Raw genomic sequence first — 14,533 nt, 5'->3', positions numbered from 1 at the left:
AAGTGATTAAATAATCATTCCGGTTAAATATTGTGTATTGGTTAATAAGAAAAAAGGTTAATGATGAAAGCAAAAATGATGGTGTTAGCCGTTCTGGTCGGTTCCGCAGCGCTGGCAGGTTGCAGCTCCCCGGCACAGCGCATGGCATCCTGCGAAGCACAGGGCGTCTCTAAAGACACCTGCTATTTATCCGAGCAGAACCGCCAGCAGAGCATTAACAATGCGGCAATGACGGCGGCGTACGCTAACGCGGCAAACGCTACCCGCAGCAAAGACGTCGAGCAGCACGCTCAGGCCGCGCACGTCGCGGATCCAATGCGCGAAGCCACTCTCTCTTCCAACGTCCTGAAAGCAACCCTGTCAAACGGCTTCTTCTCCGCGACCATCAACGGTAAGAAAGCGGTGGTTAAGCGTGTTAACGCTAATTTCTATGAAATTCATGGTGCAGGATATGTTATTTCCGTCAGCATGAATGCCGACGGTATTGAAAGCGCGTCATGGAATAAAACCCATGGCCGCGATAACGGGATGCTGACCGTTACCCAGAAGTAATTCGCTAAGGAGGCTTCGGCCTCCTTCTTTCTTTATTGGTCGGCGTCTTCCCGGCGTCGCTTTGCTCGGCCGGGCTACGGGGTATCGCGAAGCGCTTTTAACAGCAATGTGAAGCAGGCTTCGATAAGCGGCGGCAGCGTCTGCGGGCCACGCATTAACGCGACGGTACGCGTTAACTCCGGCTGCTGAAGCTGCGCGACTCGCAGCGCCGTATCCTGCAGATGGGTAGTGTACAGCTGTGGGAGGATCCCCACCGCTAAGCGTGAACGCACCAACCCGTACAGCGTTTCAATATAATCAACCTGATAACGGGTATTGAGCGTCAATCGCTGGCTCTCCACCAGCGCGCCAACCAGACGCTGAATGTTTCCTTTTGAGAACACGGCAATATCGCGCCCTGCCAGCTGTTTCCACGGCAAATGCGGCTGCCCGGCCAGCGGGTCGTCCACGTGGAGTATCGCCACCAGCGGGTCTTCACGCAGCGGAAAAACCTGCAATTCTGCGGGCAGAGAACTGTCGATAGCCCCCACGCCAAAATCAATGTGCCCGCTTTGCAGATCGCGCGCCAGGGCATCGTTGGTGCGATCGAGAAACTCCACGCGCAGGCGCGGAAATGCCTGCGCTAGCGCCTCGGGTAACAGCGGAAACAGCAGCGAACTGACCGACGGCACCAGCCCAATGCGCACCGTACCATCACCGCCCGCTTCCACAATCTGCTGCATATCGTGAAACGCCAGCTGCGCCACGCTCAGCACCCGCTGGGCATGCGGCAAAATGGCCGCGCCCAGCTCGGTCAGCGTCACCGCCGAGGCGGTACGGTTGACCAGCTTACCGCCCAGCACCGTTTCAATCTGACGCAGAGCGCTGCTCAGCGCCGGTTGGCTAATCGCCAGCCGGTTGGCGGTATCGGTAAAGTGACGCAGTTGCGCCAGCGTGACAAAATACTGCAACTGTTTAAGCGAGAGCGCAGGCAATCGCTGCCAGGGGTCGGTCATGGTGTGCTTCACTCGTGGCTATCACGCACAATAAGCTGAAGTTATCGGGTGATAAATTTAATCATCTGGGCAACCGTTTGCTCTGCCCCTAAAGTAGCACGCATTATCCCTGTGCCGGAGTTGTTATGTCCAGCAATGCTGAAAACCGCCGCCGCGCCGTTCAGGCCGCACGCAGCGAGTCCCCGTTTGATCTTTTAATCACCGATGCCAACGTTGTCGATATGGCGACCGGTGAAATTCGCGAAGCCGATGTCGGTATCGTTGGCGATATGATTGCCAGCGTCCACCCGCGCGGCAGCCGCAGCGACACGCTGGAACATCACTCCCTGCCCGGCGTTTACCTCTCTCCAGGCCTGATGGACACCCACGTTCACCTCGAAAGTTCACATCTGCCGCCGGAGCGCTACGCGGAGATCGTACTGGCACAGGGCACCACCGCCGTATTCTGGGATCCGCATGAGCTGGCAAACGTGCTGGGCGTGGCGGGCGTTCGCTATGCCGTAGAAGCCAGTCGTCATCTGCCTCTGCAGGTGATGGTCGCCGCACCGTCCAGCGTGCCGTCTACGCCTGGGCTGGAGATGTCCGGGGCCGATTTTGCCGGTGCCGAAATGGAAACCATGCTGGGCTGGCCGGAAGTGCGCGGCGTAGCGGAAGTGATGGATATGCACGGCGTGCTGCACGGCAGCTGCCGGATGCAGGAGATCGTGGAGGCGGGGCTCAACAGCGGCAAGCTGATTGAAGGCCACGCCCGCGGCCTGAGCGGTGCCGACCTGCAAGCCTACCTTGCCGCAGGCGTCACCTCCGATCACGAACTGACCTCCGCCGACGACGCGCTTGAGAAGCTGCGCGCCGGTCTGACCCTTGAGATTCGCGGCTCGCACCCTTACCTGCTGCCGGATATCGTCAAGGCGCTGAAATCGCTGCCGCATCTCTCTTCACAAATTACCGTCTGCACCGACGATGTGCCGCCGGACATGCTGCTGGAAAAAGGCGGCATTATCGCCCTGCTGAACCTGCTGATTGAACATGGTCTGTCAGCGACCGATGCCCTGCGCTTCGCCACGCTGAACGCCGCCATTCGCCTGCAGCGCTATGACCTTGGGCTGATTGCCGCCGGACGCCGCGCCGACCTGGTGGTGTTCGATTCGCTGGAAAAACTCAACGCCCGTGCGGTGTACGTCGCCGGGAAGCAGATTGCCCGCGACGGCAAGCTGCTAAGCACCTTGACCGCAGCCGTTGGGGTCACGCCGCCGCGTAATACCCTGCGCCTCTCCCCGCTTGAGGCTGATGATTTCGCGCTGCGCGTGGGCAATATCCAGCACGGCACCGCCCGTCTGCGCCACATCCGCGGCGCGCGCTTTACCCAATGGGGCGAAATCGACGTACAGATCCGCAACGGCGAGGTCGAGATCCCGGCGGGCTTCAGCCTGATCTGGGTGAAGCACCGTCACGGCCGCCATGAAGCCAAACCGCAGATTGCCCTGCTGGAAGGCTGGGGTGAGCTGCGCGGCGCAATTGCCACCAGCTACTCGCACGACTCCCACAACCTGGTGGTACTGGGGCGTAACGCCGAAGATATGGCGCTGGCGGCCAATCAGCTGATCGCCTCCGGCGGCGGCATGGCGCTGGCGCAAAACGGAGGCATTCTGGCCCACGTGGCGATGCCGATTGCCGGCATGCTCTCCGACAAACCGGCGCATACGCTGGCCGCCGAGTTCCGCCAGCTGCGCGACCTGAGCGCCGAGATAGCCGACTGGGAGCCGCCGTACCGCGTCTTTAAGGCGATTGAGGGCACCTGTCTTGCCTGCAACGCCGGGCCGCATTTAACCGATTTAGGGCTGACCGACGGCACGACGCGCCAGATAGTCGACCCCGTACTGGATTGCCGGGAAACGCCGGAACACACATCACAACAATAATCACGGGAGCGCCACACCATGGCCGATAACACCCTTCAAACGCCAACCGCTGGGAGTTGGCTTGAGCGACGTTTTGCATTGTCTTCCCGCGGCAGTTCGCTGCGTACCGAGTGCCTGGCAGGCGTCACCGGGTTTCTCGCCGCCGCCTATCTTCTGGTGGTGATCCCAGGCCTGCTGGCCGTAGGGGGAATGGATAAAGGTGCGGCCACCACCGGCACCATTTTAGTGTTCGTTGGCGGTACGCTGCTGATGGCGTTCTACGCCAACCTGCCGTTTATCGTCGGCCCGGGTATTGGCGGTTCGGTGCTGGTCGGTGTGACGCTGGCGGGCAGCGAAGGCATTGGCTGGCAGATTGGCCTCGGCATCGCCTGCTGGTCGGGTATCCTCTTCTTCCTGCTGACCAAATTAGGCCTACGGGAAGTAGTGACCCGTTCGGTTCCGCAGTCGATTAAGCTCGGCCTCACCGCCTCAATCGGCCTGTTTGTCGCCGTGTTAGGTTTTCGTAATGCCGGTCTGGTGCTGGCCAACGCCAAAACCAACTCGCTGATGCTGGGTGACTTTATGGCCCCCGGCGCGCTGGTTGCGCTATGCGGCCTGTTCCTTGCAATTGCATTGCAGGCTCGCCGCATTCCCGGCGCAATTCTCTGGGCAATCCTGTTCGCGACGTTGGTCGGCATTCCGGCGGGCGTCACGCATCTGCCCACCAGCTTTATCGATATGCCGCATTCGCTGACGCCGGTGCTCGGTCACGTTGACATGCTGGGCGCGTTGAATATCGCCTTCCTGCCGTTCCTGTTCGTCTTTTTCGCCTCCGAGTTTTTCTCCACCATGGGCACCACGCTAGCGGTAGGCGGCGAAGCGGGTCTGCTGGATAAAGAAGGCAACATGCCGCACATCAACCGCCCGTTTATGGTGGACTCTATTGCCGCCGCTATCGGTCCGTGGCTTGGCATTCCGGCGGCCACCGCGCTGATTGAATCCTCGGCGGCAGCGGAAGCTGGTGGTAAAACTGGCCTGACGGCGCTGGCGGCAGCGGTGATGTTCCTGCTGATGCTGCTGTTCACGCCGGTGGCGCTGATGATCCCGAAAGAAGCGACCGCCCCTGCGCTGATGCTGATCGGGCTGAATATGTTCAGTGGCCTGCGTAAGGTTGACCTCGGTAATTTCACCGACGGCCTGCCGGTGCTGATGATGGTGATGATCACCCTGATTGCCAACAGCTTCGGTACCGGAATTGCCGGCGGCCTGCTGTTCTTTATCGTGATTAAAACCATCGCTGGAAAATGGCGTGAAATCCCCATTGGTCTGTGGGTGCTGGCGGTACCGCTGGTGTACTACTTCGCGACGCTGGTGAAGCACTAAGTTTTCAGCCCTCATCAGGCGAACACCGTCGCCTGATGAGGCTCAGAATACGCTGACTTACTACACTGAATTGATTGTAATTTTTTTCAAATCTTGATGACGCCCACCGCAAGCAGATAATATATTTCCAGTTTACCAAGAGGCTGAAAATATTATGCCAGAACCATCAGACATTAAACTAAGACCCCTTGAACGCGAAGATTTGCGCTTTGTCCATCAACTCGATAATAACGCGAGCGTGATGCGCTATTGGTTCGAAGAACCCTATGAAGCGTTTGTTGAGCTGAGCGATCTTTACGATAAACACATCCACGATCAGAGCGAACGCCGTTTTGTCATTTCGTTTAATGGCAATAACGCGGGCCTGGTGGAGCTTGTCGAAATAAACCATATTCACCGCCGGGCTGAGTTTCAGATTATCATCTCGCCGGAATATCAGGGTAAAGGCCTGGCGACCCGTGCTGCTAAGCTGGCAATGGATTACGGCTTTACCGTACTGAATCTCTATAAGCTCTATCTCATCGTCGATAAAGAGAACGCCAAAGCGATTCATATTTACCGTAAGCTTGGTTTTATCCAGGAGGGAGAATTAATCCATGAGTTCTTCGTGAACGGTGAATACCGCAACACGATCCGCATGTGTATTTTCCAACATCAATATTTAGAAAATAACAAATCGACGGGCGGGATACTGAAACCGACGGCGCAATAACGGTGAGCCGAGCCGGTACATATCGTCCGCTCGGTCGTCCAGCGCAACGGCAGTTAAGGCTGTTTCGCCGCACACTCCGCTTTCACTGCCTCATACAATAACCGCACCGCCGCAGAGAGCTGCTTGCGGTGTGGGCAGATCATATTCAGCGGCACCCGGTCGCCGAGATAGTGCGGCAGCAGCACCTTGAGTCGCCCTTCCCGCAGGTCGTCGCTAACGTCGAGCCCTGATTTAAACGCAATCCCTTCTCCGGCAACCGCCAGACGGCGGATCACTTCCGCATCATCGCTGGTGATGCTACCGGAAACCTGCACGCTGTGCTCCACGCCGTCAAGACTGAGTGGCCAGCGGTCAAACGGCCTGCCGCGCAGCACGTAGGTCAACGCGTTACATTTTTCGAGGTCGGCCAGCGTCTGGGGTTCGCCGTGACGGGCAATCCAGTCGGGCGAGGCCACCACCACGCGTCGGTTTTCTGCTGCGACCGGCAGGGAGACAAACGAAGCATCGTCGTTCTCACCGTAGCGAAACGCCACGTCGACCGGGTCTTTAAACACATCGGTGCGATGATCGGAAAACAGAATACGCAGGCGCAGTGCCGGGTGACGCTCGCGGAACTGGCGGAACACCCGCAGCAGCAGGTTACGGCCGAGGTCGGACGGCACAGCGATTTGCAGCGTGCCGCGCACCTCATCGTCCGGGGTATGTATCTTTTGCAGCCCATTTTGCAGTGCATCGAGCATCTGTACGGCAAACGGCAGCCAGGTCTCCCCTTCCGCCGTCAGGCGCAGACTGCGCGTTGAGCGAGCAAACAGGCGAACGTTAAGCGCGGTTTCCAGCCGTTTGATGGCCGAACTGACCTGCGCCGGGGGGATGCCCGCTTCGCGCGCCGCATCGCTAAAGCTGTTCAGCGCGGCGGCGCGCACGAACAGAGATAAATCTTCCAGCCTGAACATGAAAGGGTCCTTAGTCGCGAGTGCCAGAATAGTCCTCAAAACCGAATAGTCGCGGTTTGCTTACACTTTTTAAGAAAGCAGCGCTTGCCATTCAGGCCGCGCATCAGGAATCATACGGAGCTGCAATTTTATATCCAGGATAATGTGGGGATAGTATGCGTAAAACAAAAATGATGCTTCTGGGCGTACTGTTGGCGACGGCGAGCGCAGCATGGGCTGCACCGGCAACGGGAATTAAGCAGTTTGAACTGCAAGAGTTCACTGCCGACTTCACGCAGTTCAAGATTGGCGACAAAGCGCCTGCGATGTACCTGACACCGGAGTACAACATCACGCAGTGGCAGCAGCGTAACCTGCCAGCGCCGGATGCAGGCACCCGCTGGACGTACATGGGCGGTAACTATGTACAGATTAGCGATACCGACGGCACCATCAGCAAAATCTACGACGGCGAGATTTTCTACCACCGTTAATGAATAAAGGCCGGGCGCATCACTGATGCGCCCGGCCTCTTTCTTCCCTCGTTACACCGCGCGGAACGCGATGTCGCCCGGAATCACTTCGCCCTGCCAGTAGAGTTGCGCCGCAACGCGCCCCGCCAGTCGGCGATAAATCTCAGTGAATTCACTGTCCGGACGCGCGATAACCGTTGGCGTACCGTTATCCAGATCTTCTCGCAGATTGATGTGCAGCGGCATCTGCCCCAGCAGTTGGGTGTGATACTGCTCCGCCAGCTTCTCTGCGCCACCGGTGCCAAAAATAGGCTCATGGTGACCGCAATTGCTGCAGATGTGCATGCTCATGTTTTCCACGATACCCAGCACCGGCACTTCCACCTTCTCGAACATCACGATGCCTTTTTTGGCGTCGATCAGCGCAATATCCTGCGGCGTGGTGACGACCACGGCCCCGGTCACCGGAATGTTCTGCGCCAGCGTCAGCTGGATATCACCGGTACCCGGCGGCATGTCGAGCACGAGGTAGTCGAGATCCGGCCACAACGTCTCTTGTAGCATCTGCATCAACGCCTTGCTGGCCATCGGGCCGCGCCACACCATGGCGTTGTCGTCCGTCACCAGATAGCCGATGGAGTTGGTGGCGAGGCCATGGGCCATAATCGGCGCCATATGGGTGCCGTCCGGCGAGGTTGGGCGTTGGTTTTCTGCGCCCAGCATGTTCGGGATAGACGGGCCATAGATGTCGGCATCGAGGATGCCCACTTTCGCCCCTTCCGCGGCCAGCGCCAGCGCCAGGTTTACGGCGGTGGACGATTTCCCCACCCCACCTTTGCCGGAGCTGACGGCAATAATGTTTTTCACGCCGTTCACGCCCGGCTGATTTTTCACGCGCTTCAGCGTGGCGATGCTATGTGACAGCTTCCAGTCGATGGCTTTCGCCCCGGTCACCCGCAGCAGTTCAGCGCTGGTTTGATCTTTTAATTCTTCAAAGGCGCTGTGCCAGACAAACGGCATCTGGAGTTCGATGTGCACGGTATCGTCAAGCCAGGCGACGTGGTGCAGCGCTTTCAGCGTCGTTAAGTTGTGCTTAAGGGTGGGGTGCTGGAAGTTTGCCAGCGTACCGGCCACCATCGCACGTAGACGTTCAGGTGATTTGGCCTGGGATTCTGAGTTCATCCCGACTCCTTTGTTGTTTTAACATGCTTTCAGTACGCCTAAGTCTACCACAGGTAAGCGGCATCCATATATGGCACACCCTCTACCCTTTTGGTAATATCAAAACCCCTTTTTTAAAACAGAAGAAGTAATACCCACTATGACTCAAGTCGCGAAGAAGATTCTGGTAACGTGCGCGCTGCCGTACGCCAACGGCTCCATCCACCTCGGCCATATGCTGGAGCACATCCAGGCTGATGTCTGGGTCCGTTACCAGCGAATGCGCGGCCACGAGGTTAACTTCATCTGCGCGGACGATGCCCACGGCACGCCAATCATGCTGAAAGCACAGCAGCTGGGCATTACCCCAGAGCAGATGATTGCCGAAATGAGTCAGGAGCATCAGACTGATTTTGCAGGCTTTAACATCAGCTATGACAACTACCACTCGACGCACAGCGACGAGAACCGCGAGCTGTCCGAGCTGATTTATGGTCGCCTGAAAGAGAACGGTTTTATTAAAAACCGCACCATCTCTCAGCTGTACGATCCGGAAAAAGGCATGTTCCTGCCGGACCGTTTCGTTAAAGGCACCTGCCCGAAATGTAAATCACCGGATCAGTACGGCGATAACTGCGAAGTGTGCGGCGCGACCTACAGCCCAACCGAGCTTATCGAGCCGAAATCCGTGGTGTCTGGCGCGACCCCGGTGATGCGCGAGTCTGAGCACTTCTTCTTTGACCTGCCGTCCTTCAGCGAAATGCTGCAGGCGTGGACCCGCAGCGGCGCGCTGCAGGAGCAGGTGGCGAACAAAATGCAGGAATGGTTTGAATCCGGCCTGCAGCAGTGGGATATCTCCCGCGATGCGCCGTACTTCGGCTTTGAAATCCCGAACGCGCCGGGCAAATATTTCTACGTCTGGCTGGATGCGCCAATCGGCTACATGGGCTCCTTCAAGAACCTGTGCGACAAGCGCGGCGACACCGTAAGCTTCGACGAATACTGGAAGAAAGACTCTACCGCCGAGCTGTATCACTTTATCGGTAAAGATATCGTCTACTTCCACAGCCTGTTCTGGCCAGCGATGCTGGAAGGCAGCAACTTCCGCAAGCCGACCAACCTGTTCGTGCACGGCTATGTGACGGTGAACGGCGCGAAGATGTCCAAGTCTCGCGGCACCTTCATTAAAGCCAGCACCTGGCTCAAGCATTTCGATGCCGATAGCCTGCGCTACTATTACACGGCGAAGCTCTCTTCTCGTATCGATGATATCGACCTGAACCTGGAAGACTTCATCCAGCGCGTTAACGCCGACATCGTCAACAAGGTGGTGAACCTGGCCTCCCGTAACGCGGGCTTTATCGCTAAGCGTTTCGACGGCGTGCTGTCCGCTGAACTGGCTGACCCTGAGCTGTACAAAACCTTCACCGACGCGGCAGCAAGCATTGGCGAAGCGTGGGAAAGCCGTGAATTCGGTAAAGCCATCCGTGAAATCATGGCGCTGGCCGACGTGGCTAACCGCTACGTTGACGAGCAGGCACCGTGGGTTGTCGCAAAACAGGAAGGCCGCGACGCCGACCTGCAGGCTATCTGTACCATGGGTCTGAACATGTTCCGCGTGCTGATGACCTGGCTGAAGCCGGTTCTGCCTGAACTGGCAGCGCGTACCGAAGCATTCCTCAACACCGAACTGAGCTGGGATGCTATCAACGCGCCGCTGGTGGGTCACAAGATTAACACCTTCAAGGCGCTGTACAACCGTATTGAAATGAAACAGGTGGAAGCGCTGGTGGAAGCGTCGAAAGAAGAAGTGAAAGCAACCGCAGCCCCGGTCACCGGCCCGCTGGCGGACGACCCGATTCAGGAAACCATCACCTTTGACGATTTCGCCAAAGTTGACCTGCGCGTGGCGCTGATTGAAAACGCCGAGTTCGTGGAAGGTTCCGACAAGCTGCTGCGCCTGACGCTGGATCTCGGCGGCGAGAAGCGCAACGTCTTCTCCGGCATCCGTTCCGCCTACCCGGACCCGCAGCCGCTGATTGGTCGCCTGACCATCATGGTGGCCAACCTGGCACCGCGTAAAATGCGCTTCGGCATCTCGGAAGGGATGGTGATGGCCGCAGGCCCTGGCGGCAAAGATATCTTCCTGTTAAGCCCGGATGACGGTGCGCAACCAGGCCAGCAGGTGAAATAATCTGCACAAAAAAACGCTGCTTCGGCAGCGTTTTTTATGGGTCTTTCGTTTGCATTCCCGGCGACGCTGCGCTTGGCCGGGCTACGTTTCGCACATATTGGTAGCCCGGCCAAGCGCAGCGCCACCGGGGAACAACGTGAGATTACTTCGCGGCGTGCTCGCGAATTGCCAGGCCGCGCAGGAAGTAGCGCAGGAACTGGTCGCCGCACTCGCGGAAATTTTTGTGGTCAGGGGCGCGCATCATAGCGGTGATTTCCGGCATCGAGACGCGGAACTGCTGCTGGGTCAGGATCGCCAGAATATCGTCGGTTTTCAGCGCAAACGCGATACGCAGTTTTTTCAGCATGATGTTGTTGTTAATACGGCGTTCCACCGCCAGCGCTGGCGCGGACTCGTCACGACCGCGTTTTTCATAAATCAGGCCGTTCAGGAAGCACGACAGCATAATGTCCGGGCAACGTACGAAGCCTTCCTCATCCTCTTTGCGCAGCCACGGCGCCAACTGTTCGACGGTGACTTCGGCTTCGCCCAGCGCGAAAATACGCACCAGATCGTTATTGTTCATTTTCAGGATGTAGCGGACGCTGCGTAAAATATCGTTACTGACCATAGTGCCTTCGGTGGTGATGAAAAATACGGTGGCTAATTCTACACGAATTATAAGCCTAGCGCTTCTTTCAAGGTCTTCAAATAGCGGCGACTTACCGGCACAGTCTGCCCGTTACGCAGCAGCAGCTCGGCCTGGCCGTTATCCTCCAGACGAATCTCCTTCAGATGCGCCATGTTCACCAGATGCTGGCGATGGCAGCGGATCAGCGGCGTACGGCTTTCCAGAGTACGCAACGTCAGCTCGGTAAAGCCCTCTTTGCCCTCACCGCTGGTGACATAAACGCCGCTCATCCGGCTGCTGACAAACGCCACATCATCCATCTGCAGCAAGTAAATCCGGCTGTGTCCGGTGCAGGGAATAAACTTTAGCGCCTGCTGGTTTTCACCCAGCACCGACATATCCTGCACCGCACGCTCCTGACGCAGGCGCATCAGCGTCTTTTCCAGCCGTTTTTCTTCAATCGGCTTGAGCAGATAATCAAACGCGTGCTCCTCAAAGGCCTTCACCGCGTATTCGTCAAAAGCGGTCAGGAACACGATATAGGGGCGATGCTCCGGGTCGAGCATGCCGACCATCTCCAGCCCGCTAATACGCGGCATCTGGATATCAAGAAACAGCACGTCCGGGCGCAGCTTATGCACCGCGCCGATGGCCTCCACCGCGTTGGCGCACTCACCCACAATCTCAAGGTCGTCCTGCGTTTGCAGCAGGACGCGCAGGTTCTCCCGCGCCAGCGGCTCGTCATCAACAATCAGCACTTTAATCATGCATTCTCCTCCAGAGGTAACCGCAGAGTGACCCGGGTAAAACGGTCCGGTTCGCAGGCGACGGCAATCCCGCATTCGTCGCCAAAACGCATCCGTAGACGCTTGTCCACCAGGCTCATACCCAACCCGCTGGACGAGGTATTGGGTTGATACAGCCCGGCGTTATCTTCGATGTCCAGCACCAGATGCCTGCCCTGCTGGCGGGCGCGCAGCGTAATCTCGCCGACATCCATCAACTGCGAAGTGCCGTGCTTAATGGCGTTTTCGACAATCGGCTGCAGGGTGAACGCCGGAAGCTGCTGATGCTCCAGCGCGTCGGGAATATCCAGATGCACCTGCAGCCGCGACTGGAAGCGCGCCTTCTCAATTTGCAGGTAGGCGTTCACGTGCTCAATTTCATCCGCCAGGGTGACAATCTCCGACGGGCGTTTGAGGTTTTTGCGGAAAAAAGTCGACAGATACTGCACCAGTTGGCTCGCCTGTTCGCTGTCGCGGCGAATCACCGCTTTGAGCGTATTCAGGGCGTTAAACAGGAAGTGCGGGTTGACCTGCGCGTGCAGCAGCTTGATCTCTGACTGGGTCAGCAGCGCCTTCTGACGCTCATACTGCCCGGCAAGAATCTGCGCCGACAACAGCTGAGCAATCCCCTCGCCTAACGTACGGTTGATGGAGCTGAACAGGCGGTTTTTGGCCTCGTAGAGCTTGATGGTGCCAATCACCCGCTGGTTCTCACCACGCAGCGGGATAACCAGCGTCGAGCCGAGCTTGCAGTTGGGGTGAATCGAGCAGCGGTACGGCACTTCGTTGCCGTCGGCGTAGACCACTTCGCCGGTCTCAATAGTTTTTTGCGTGTAGCGTGAGGAGATAGGCTTGCCGGGCAGATGGTGATCTTCACCGATACCGGTAAAAGCGAGCAGCTTCTCGCGATCGGTGATAGCCACCGCGCCGATATCCAGCTCCTGAATCAGCACCTGCGCCACCTTCATGCTGTTCTCTTCGTTAAAGCCCTTACGCAGGATCCCCTCCGTCGAGGCGGCTACCTTCAGCGCGGTGGCGGAAAAGGCCGAGGTGTACTTCTCAAACATCGCCCGCTTATCGAGCAGAATGCGCATAAACAGCGCCGCGCCCACGGTATTGGTGACCATCATCGGCGCGGCAATGCTCTGCACCAGATGCAGCGCGTCTTCGAACGGGCGGGCAATCAGCAGGATAATCAGCATCTGCACCAACTCCGCCACCAGGGTAATCGCCCCTGCCGTCCACGGGCTGAATACTTTGTCCGGGCGACCACGACGGATCAGCAGGCTGTGTACCAGCCCGCCAAGCAGCCCCTCAACCATGGTCGAGATCATGCAGCTTAGCGCGGTCATCCCGCCCATCGAGTAGCGATGTAAGCCGCCGGTCAGCCCCACCAGCCCACCGACCACCGGGCCGCCGAGCAGGCCGCCCATCACTGCGCCAATCGCGCGGGTGTTGGCAATGGAATCTTCAATGTGCAGGCCGAAATAGGTACCGAGAATACAGAAAATGGAGAACGTGACGTAGCAGAGCAGCTTGTGCGGCAGGCGCACGGTCACCTGCATCAGCGGGATAAAGAGACGCGTCTTGCTCATTAACCAGGCGATGACCAGGAAAACACACATCTGCTGAAGCAGCAGCAACACCAGATTAAACTCGTACATACCCGTTCACCACAGCAGAAATAAAACTGCGTAACATACACACAGTTGGCATAACTTTCTTTGAAACCTGGCAAAAAAAGTGCAAAAAATGCTACCGATCACATTTTATCCATCACCATGGTCGCGAAGTGGATAAAAAACAATCAAAGGAGGCTGCGCCGGTAATCCCCGTCTAAAGTTATACACAAAATCATTCAAGTTGCATCACAACATGCTTTAGCATGTTGAACAGCGCTTGCGCTGGCCCCGAAGGGGCGAGGCTGTAAGCCGAGTAACGCGGCAAGCGAGTGAATCCCCAGGAGCTTACTCTAGTAAGTGACTGGGGTGAGCGAGCGCAGCCAACGCCGAGGCGGCTTGAAGGATGAAGTGTATAAATGGGATATCGCATGCCGGAGGAAAAGATGGCGCTTTATACGATTGGTGAAGTCGCACAACTCTGTGATATTAACCCGGTGACGCTTCGCGCCTGGCAGCGGCGATACGCGCTGCTGAAGCCGCAGCGTACCGACGGCGGCCATCGCCTGTTTAATGATGACGATATCGACCGTATCCGCGAGATCCAGCGCTGGATAGAAAACGGCGTTCAGGTCGGGAAAGTCAAAGGGCTACTCAGCGAACAGCAGGACGGCTGGCGGGAACAGCAGGAAAAAGTACTGAGCTATCTGCGTAGCGGTCACCTGCACCCGCTGCGCCTGTGGGTCAAAGATTTGCGCCGCAACCACAGCGCCCGCACGCTGGTTGATTGCCTGTTTAACCCCCTGCGCCAGCGGCTACAAAGCGCGCAGTTTGCCCAGCAAACGCTGCTGGGGTTGCTCGACGGCGTGCTGATTAACGACATCGCGCTGAATCTGGCCTCCGGCCGGCGCAAATCGGGGCCGCACGCGCTGGTGGTCGGCTGGAACGTCACCGATATGACGCGCCTGTGGCTGGAGAGCTGGGTCGCCTGCGAACAGGGCTGGCGCGTGGACGTGCTGGCCCACACGCTGACCCACGTACAGCCGGAGCTGTTCCCCGGCCAGACGTTGCTTGTCTGGTGCGGCGTGTCGCCAAGCGCCTTGCAGCGACAGCAGCTCGCCTGCTGGCAAGAAGAAGGCGTGGCCTTCGCGCTCCCCACAAATTAATCGTTCGTTAACAGGCTGGCTTCGCGGTATAATCTTTTGGTTAACAAAAGGAG

12 protein-coding genes and 1 pseudogene are annotated in these 14,533 nt (G+C 57.7%); 7 read left to right on the top strand and 6 right to left on the bottom strand.

Translation table 11 applies throughout. The features are described from left to right. The first annotated feature begins 60 nt into the window (after nt 1–60). Nucleotides 61–552 (top strand): hypothetical protein, encoded by a 492-nt coding sequence (locus HII27_RS05510; protein ID WP_370631757.1) that lies wholly within the window; start codon nt 61–63, stop codon nt 550–552. Between the two features lie 74 nt (nt 553–626). Here HII27_RS05510 and HII27_RS05505 read toward each other — a convergent pair whose 3' ends face one another. Beyond that, nucleotides 627–1,547, bottom strand: coding sequence for a LysR family transcriptional regulator (locus HII27_RS05505; RefSeq protein ID WP_185666953.1), 921 nt, complete (start codon nt 1,545–1,547; stop codon nt 627–629). 125 nt (nt 1,548–1,672) lie between these two features. Between HII27_RS05505 and HII27_RS05500 the strand changes: the two are divergent. The 3 genes and pseudogenes from HII27_RS05500 to speG form a co-directional block, all read left to right on the top strand. Beyond that, nucleotides 1,673–3,467 (top strand): annotated as a pseudogene (locus tag HII27_RS05500) (adenine deaminase); the annotation flags it as partial. Between the two features lie 17 nt (nt 3,468–3,484). Beyond that, a complete protein-coding gene (locus HII27_RS05495; RefSeq protein WP_185666951.1) occupies nt 3,485–4,828 on the top strand; it encodes an NCS2 family permease in 1,344 nt (447 codons plus the stop codon). A 154-nt stretch (nt 4,829–4,982) separates the two neighbouring features. Then, entirely contained in the window at nt 4,983–5,540 is a 558-nt protein-coding gene (gene speG, locus HII27_RS05490; RefSeq protein WP_185666950.1) for a spermidine N1-acetyltransferase, read from the top strand. Nucleotides 5,541–5,593: 53 nt separating this feature from the next. Here the strand turns inward: speG and HII27_RS05485 are convergent, their stop codons facing one another. Then, a complete protein-coding gene (locus tag HII27_RS05485; protein WP_185666949.1) occupies nt 5,594–6,493 on the bottom strand; it encodes a LysR family transcriptional regulator in 900 nt (299 codons plus the stop codon). A 155-nt stretch (nt 6,494–6,648) separates the two neighbouring features. Here HII27_RS05485 and HII27_RS05480 point away from each other — a divergent pair, with 155 nt between their 5' ends. After that, on the top strand, nt 6,649–6,966 hold the full coding sequence (locus tag HII27_RS05480; protein ID WP_185666948.1) for an RcnB family protein: 318 nt from the start codon (nt 6,649–6,651) through the stop codon (nt 6,964–6,966). Between the two features lie 51 nt (nt 6,967–7,017). Here the strand turns inward: HII27_RS05480 and apbC are convergent, their stop codons facing one another. Further along, a complete protein-coding gene (apbC, locus tag HII27_RS05475) occupies nt 7,018–8,127 on the bottom strand; it encodes an iron-sulfur cluster carrier protein ApbC (RefSeq protein WP_185666947.1) in 1,110 nt (369 codons plus the stop codon). A gap of 139 nt (nt 8,128–8,266) precedes the next feature. Between apbC and metG the strand changes: the two genes are divergently transcribed. Continuing rightward, entirely contained in the window at nt 8,267–10,300 is a 2,034-nt protein-coding gene (gene metG, locus HII27_RS05470) for a methionine--tRNA ligase (RefSeq protein WP_185666946.1), read from the top strand. A gap of 142 nt (nt 10,301–10,442) precedes the next feature. On the opposite strand, the gene HII27_RS05465 is transcribed toward metG, so the two are convergent. From HII27_RS05465 to HII27_RS05455, 3 genes are read right to left on the bottom strand one after another with little or no spacing between them, the layout of a single operon-like run. After that, entirely contained in the window at nt 10,443–10,910 is a 468-nt protein-coding gene (locus tag HII27_RS05465) for a YehS family protein (RefSeq protein ID WP_185666945.1), read from the bottom strand. Between the two features lie 47 nt (nt 10,911–10,957). Continuing rightward, nucleotides 10,958–11,677, bottom strand: coding sequence for a two-component system response regulator BtsR (gene btsR / locus HII27_RS05460; protein WP_185666944.1), 720 nt, complete (start codon nt 11,675–11,677; stop codon nt 10,958–10,960). Further along, the gene (locus HII27_RS05455) at nt 11,674–13,359 is read right to left on the bottom strand and encodes a sensor histidine kinase (RefSeq protein ID WP_185666943.1); all 1,686 of its coding nucleotides are present in this window, start codon (nt 13,357–13,359) and stop codon (nt 11,674–11,676) included. Before HII27_RS05455 ends, btsR begins: the two co-directional genes overlap by 4 nt. A gap of 401 nt (nt 13,360–13,760) precedes the next feature. Here HII27_RS05455 and HII27_RS05450 point away from each other — a divergent pair, with 401 nt between their 5' ends. Beyond that, the gene (locus HII27_RS05450) at nt 13,761–14,480 is read left to right on the top strand and encodes a MerR family transcriptional regulator (RefSeq protein ID WP_185666942.1); all 720 of its coding nucleotides are present in this window, start codon (nt 13,761–13,763) and stop codon (nt 14,478–14,480) included. The last annotated feature ends 53 nt before the right edge of the window (nt 14,481–14,533 follow it).

Origin of the sequence: Kluyvera sichuanensis (genome assembly GCF_014218705.1) — a bacterium.
Classification (GTDB): domain Bacteria; phylum Pseudomonadota; class Gammaproteobacteria; order Enterobacterales; family Enterobacteriaceae; genus Kluyvera; species Kluyvera sichuanensis.
The sequence above is the reverse complement of the archived record's forward strand: the minus strand, read 5'-3'. Positions and strand labels throughout refer to the sequence as shown.

Excerpts from the sequence above, each read along its gene's own strand:
- metG (WP_185666946.1), top strand. The coding sequence starts at position 8,267 with ATGACTCAAGTCGCGAAGAAGATTCTGGTAACGTGCGCGCTGCCGTAC.
- HII27_RS05485 (WP_185666949.1), bottom strand. The coding sequence starts at position 6,493 with ATGTTCAGGCTGGAAGATTTATCTCTGTTCGTGCGCGCCGCCGCGCTG.
- btsR (WP_185666944.1), bottom strand. The coding sequence starts at position 11,677 with ATGATTAAAGTGCTGATTGTTGATGACGAGCCGCTGGCGCGGGAGAAC.
- HII27_RS05480 (WP_185666948.1), top strand. The coding sequence starts at position 6,649 with ATGCGTAAAACAAAAATGATGCTTCTGGGCGTACTGTTGGCGACGGCG.
- HII27_RS05465 (WP_185666945.1), bottom strand. The coding sequence starts at position 10,910 with ATGGTCAGTAACGATATTTTACGCAGCGTCCGCTACATCCTGAAAATG.
- HII27_RS05450 (WP_185666942.1), top strand. The coding sequence starts at position 13,761 with ATGGCGCTTTATACGATTGGTGAAGTCGCACAACTCTGTGATATTAAC.
- HII27_RS05455 (WP_185666943.1), bottom strand. The coding sequence starts at position 13,359 with ATGTACGAGTTTAATCTGGTGTTGCTGCTGCTTCAGCAGATGTGTGTT.
- apbC (WP_185666947.1), bottom strand. The coding sequence starts at position 8,127 with ATGAACTCAGAATCCCAGGCCAAATCACCTGAACGTCTACGTGCGATG.
- HII27_RS05505 (WP_185666953.1), bottom strand. The coding sequence starts at position 1,547 with ATGACCGACCCCTGGCAGCGATTGCCTGCGCTCTCGCTTAAACAGTTG.
- HII27_RS05495 (WP_185666951.1), top strand. The coding sequence starts at position 3,485 with ATGGCCGATAACACCCTTCAAACGCCAACCGCTGGGAGTTGGCTTGAG.
- HII27_RS05510 (WP_370631757.1), top strand. The coding sequence starts at position 61 with ATGATGAAAGCAAAAATGATGGTGTTAGCCGTTCTGGTCGGTTCCGCA.
- speG (WP_185666950.1), top strand. The coding sequence starts at position 4,983 with ATGCCAGAACCATCAGACATTAAACTAAGACCCCTTGAACGCGAAGAT.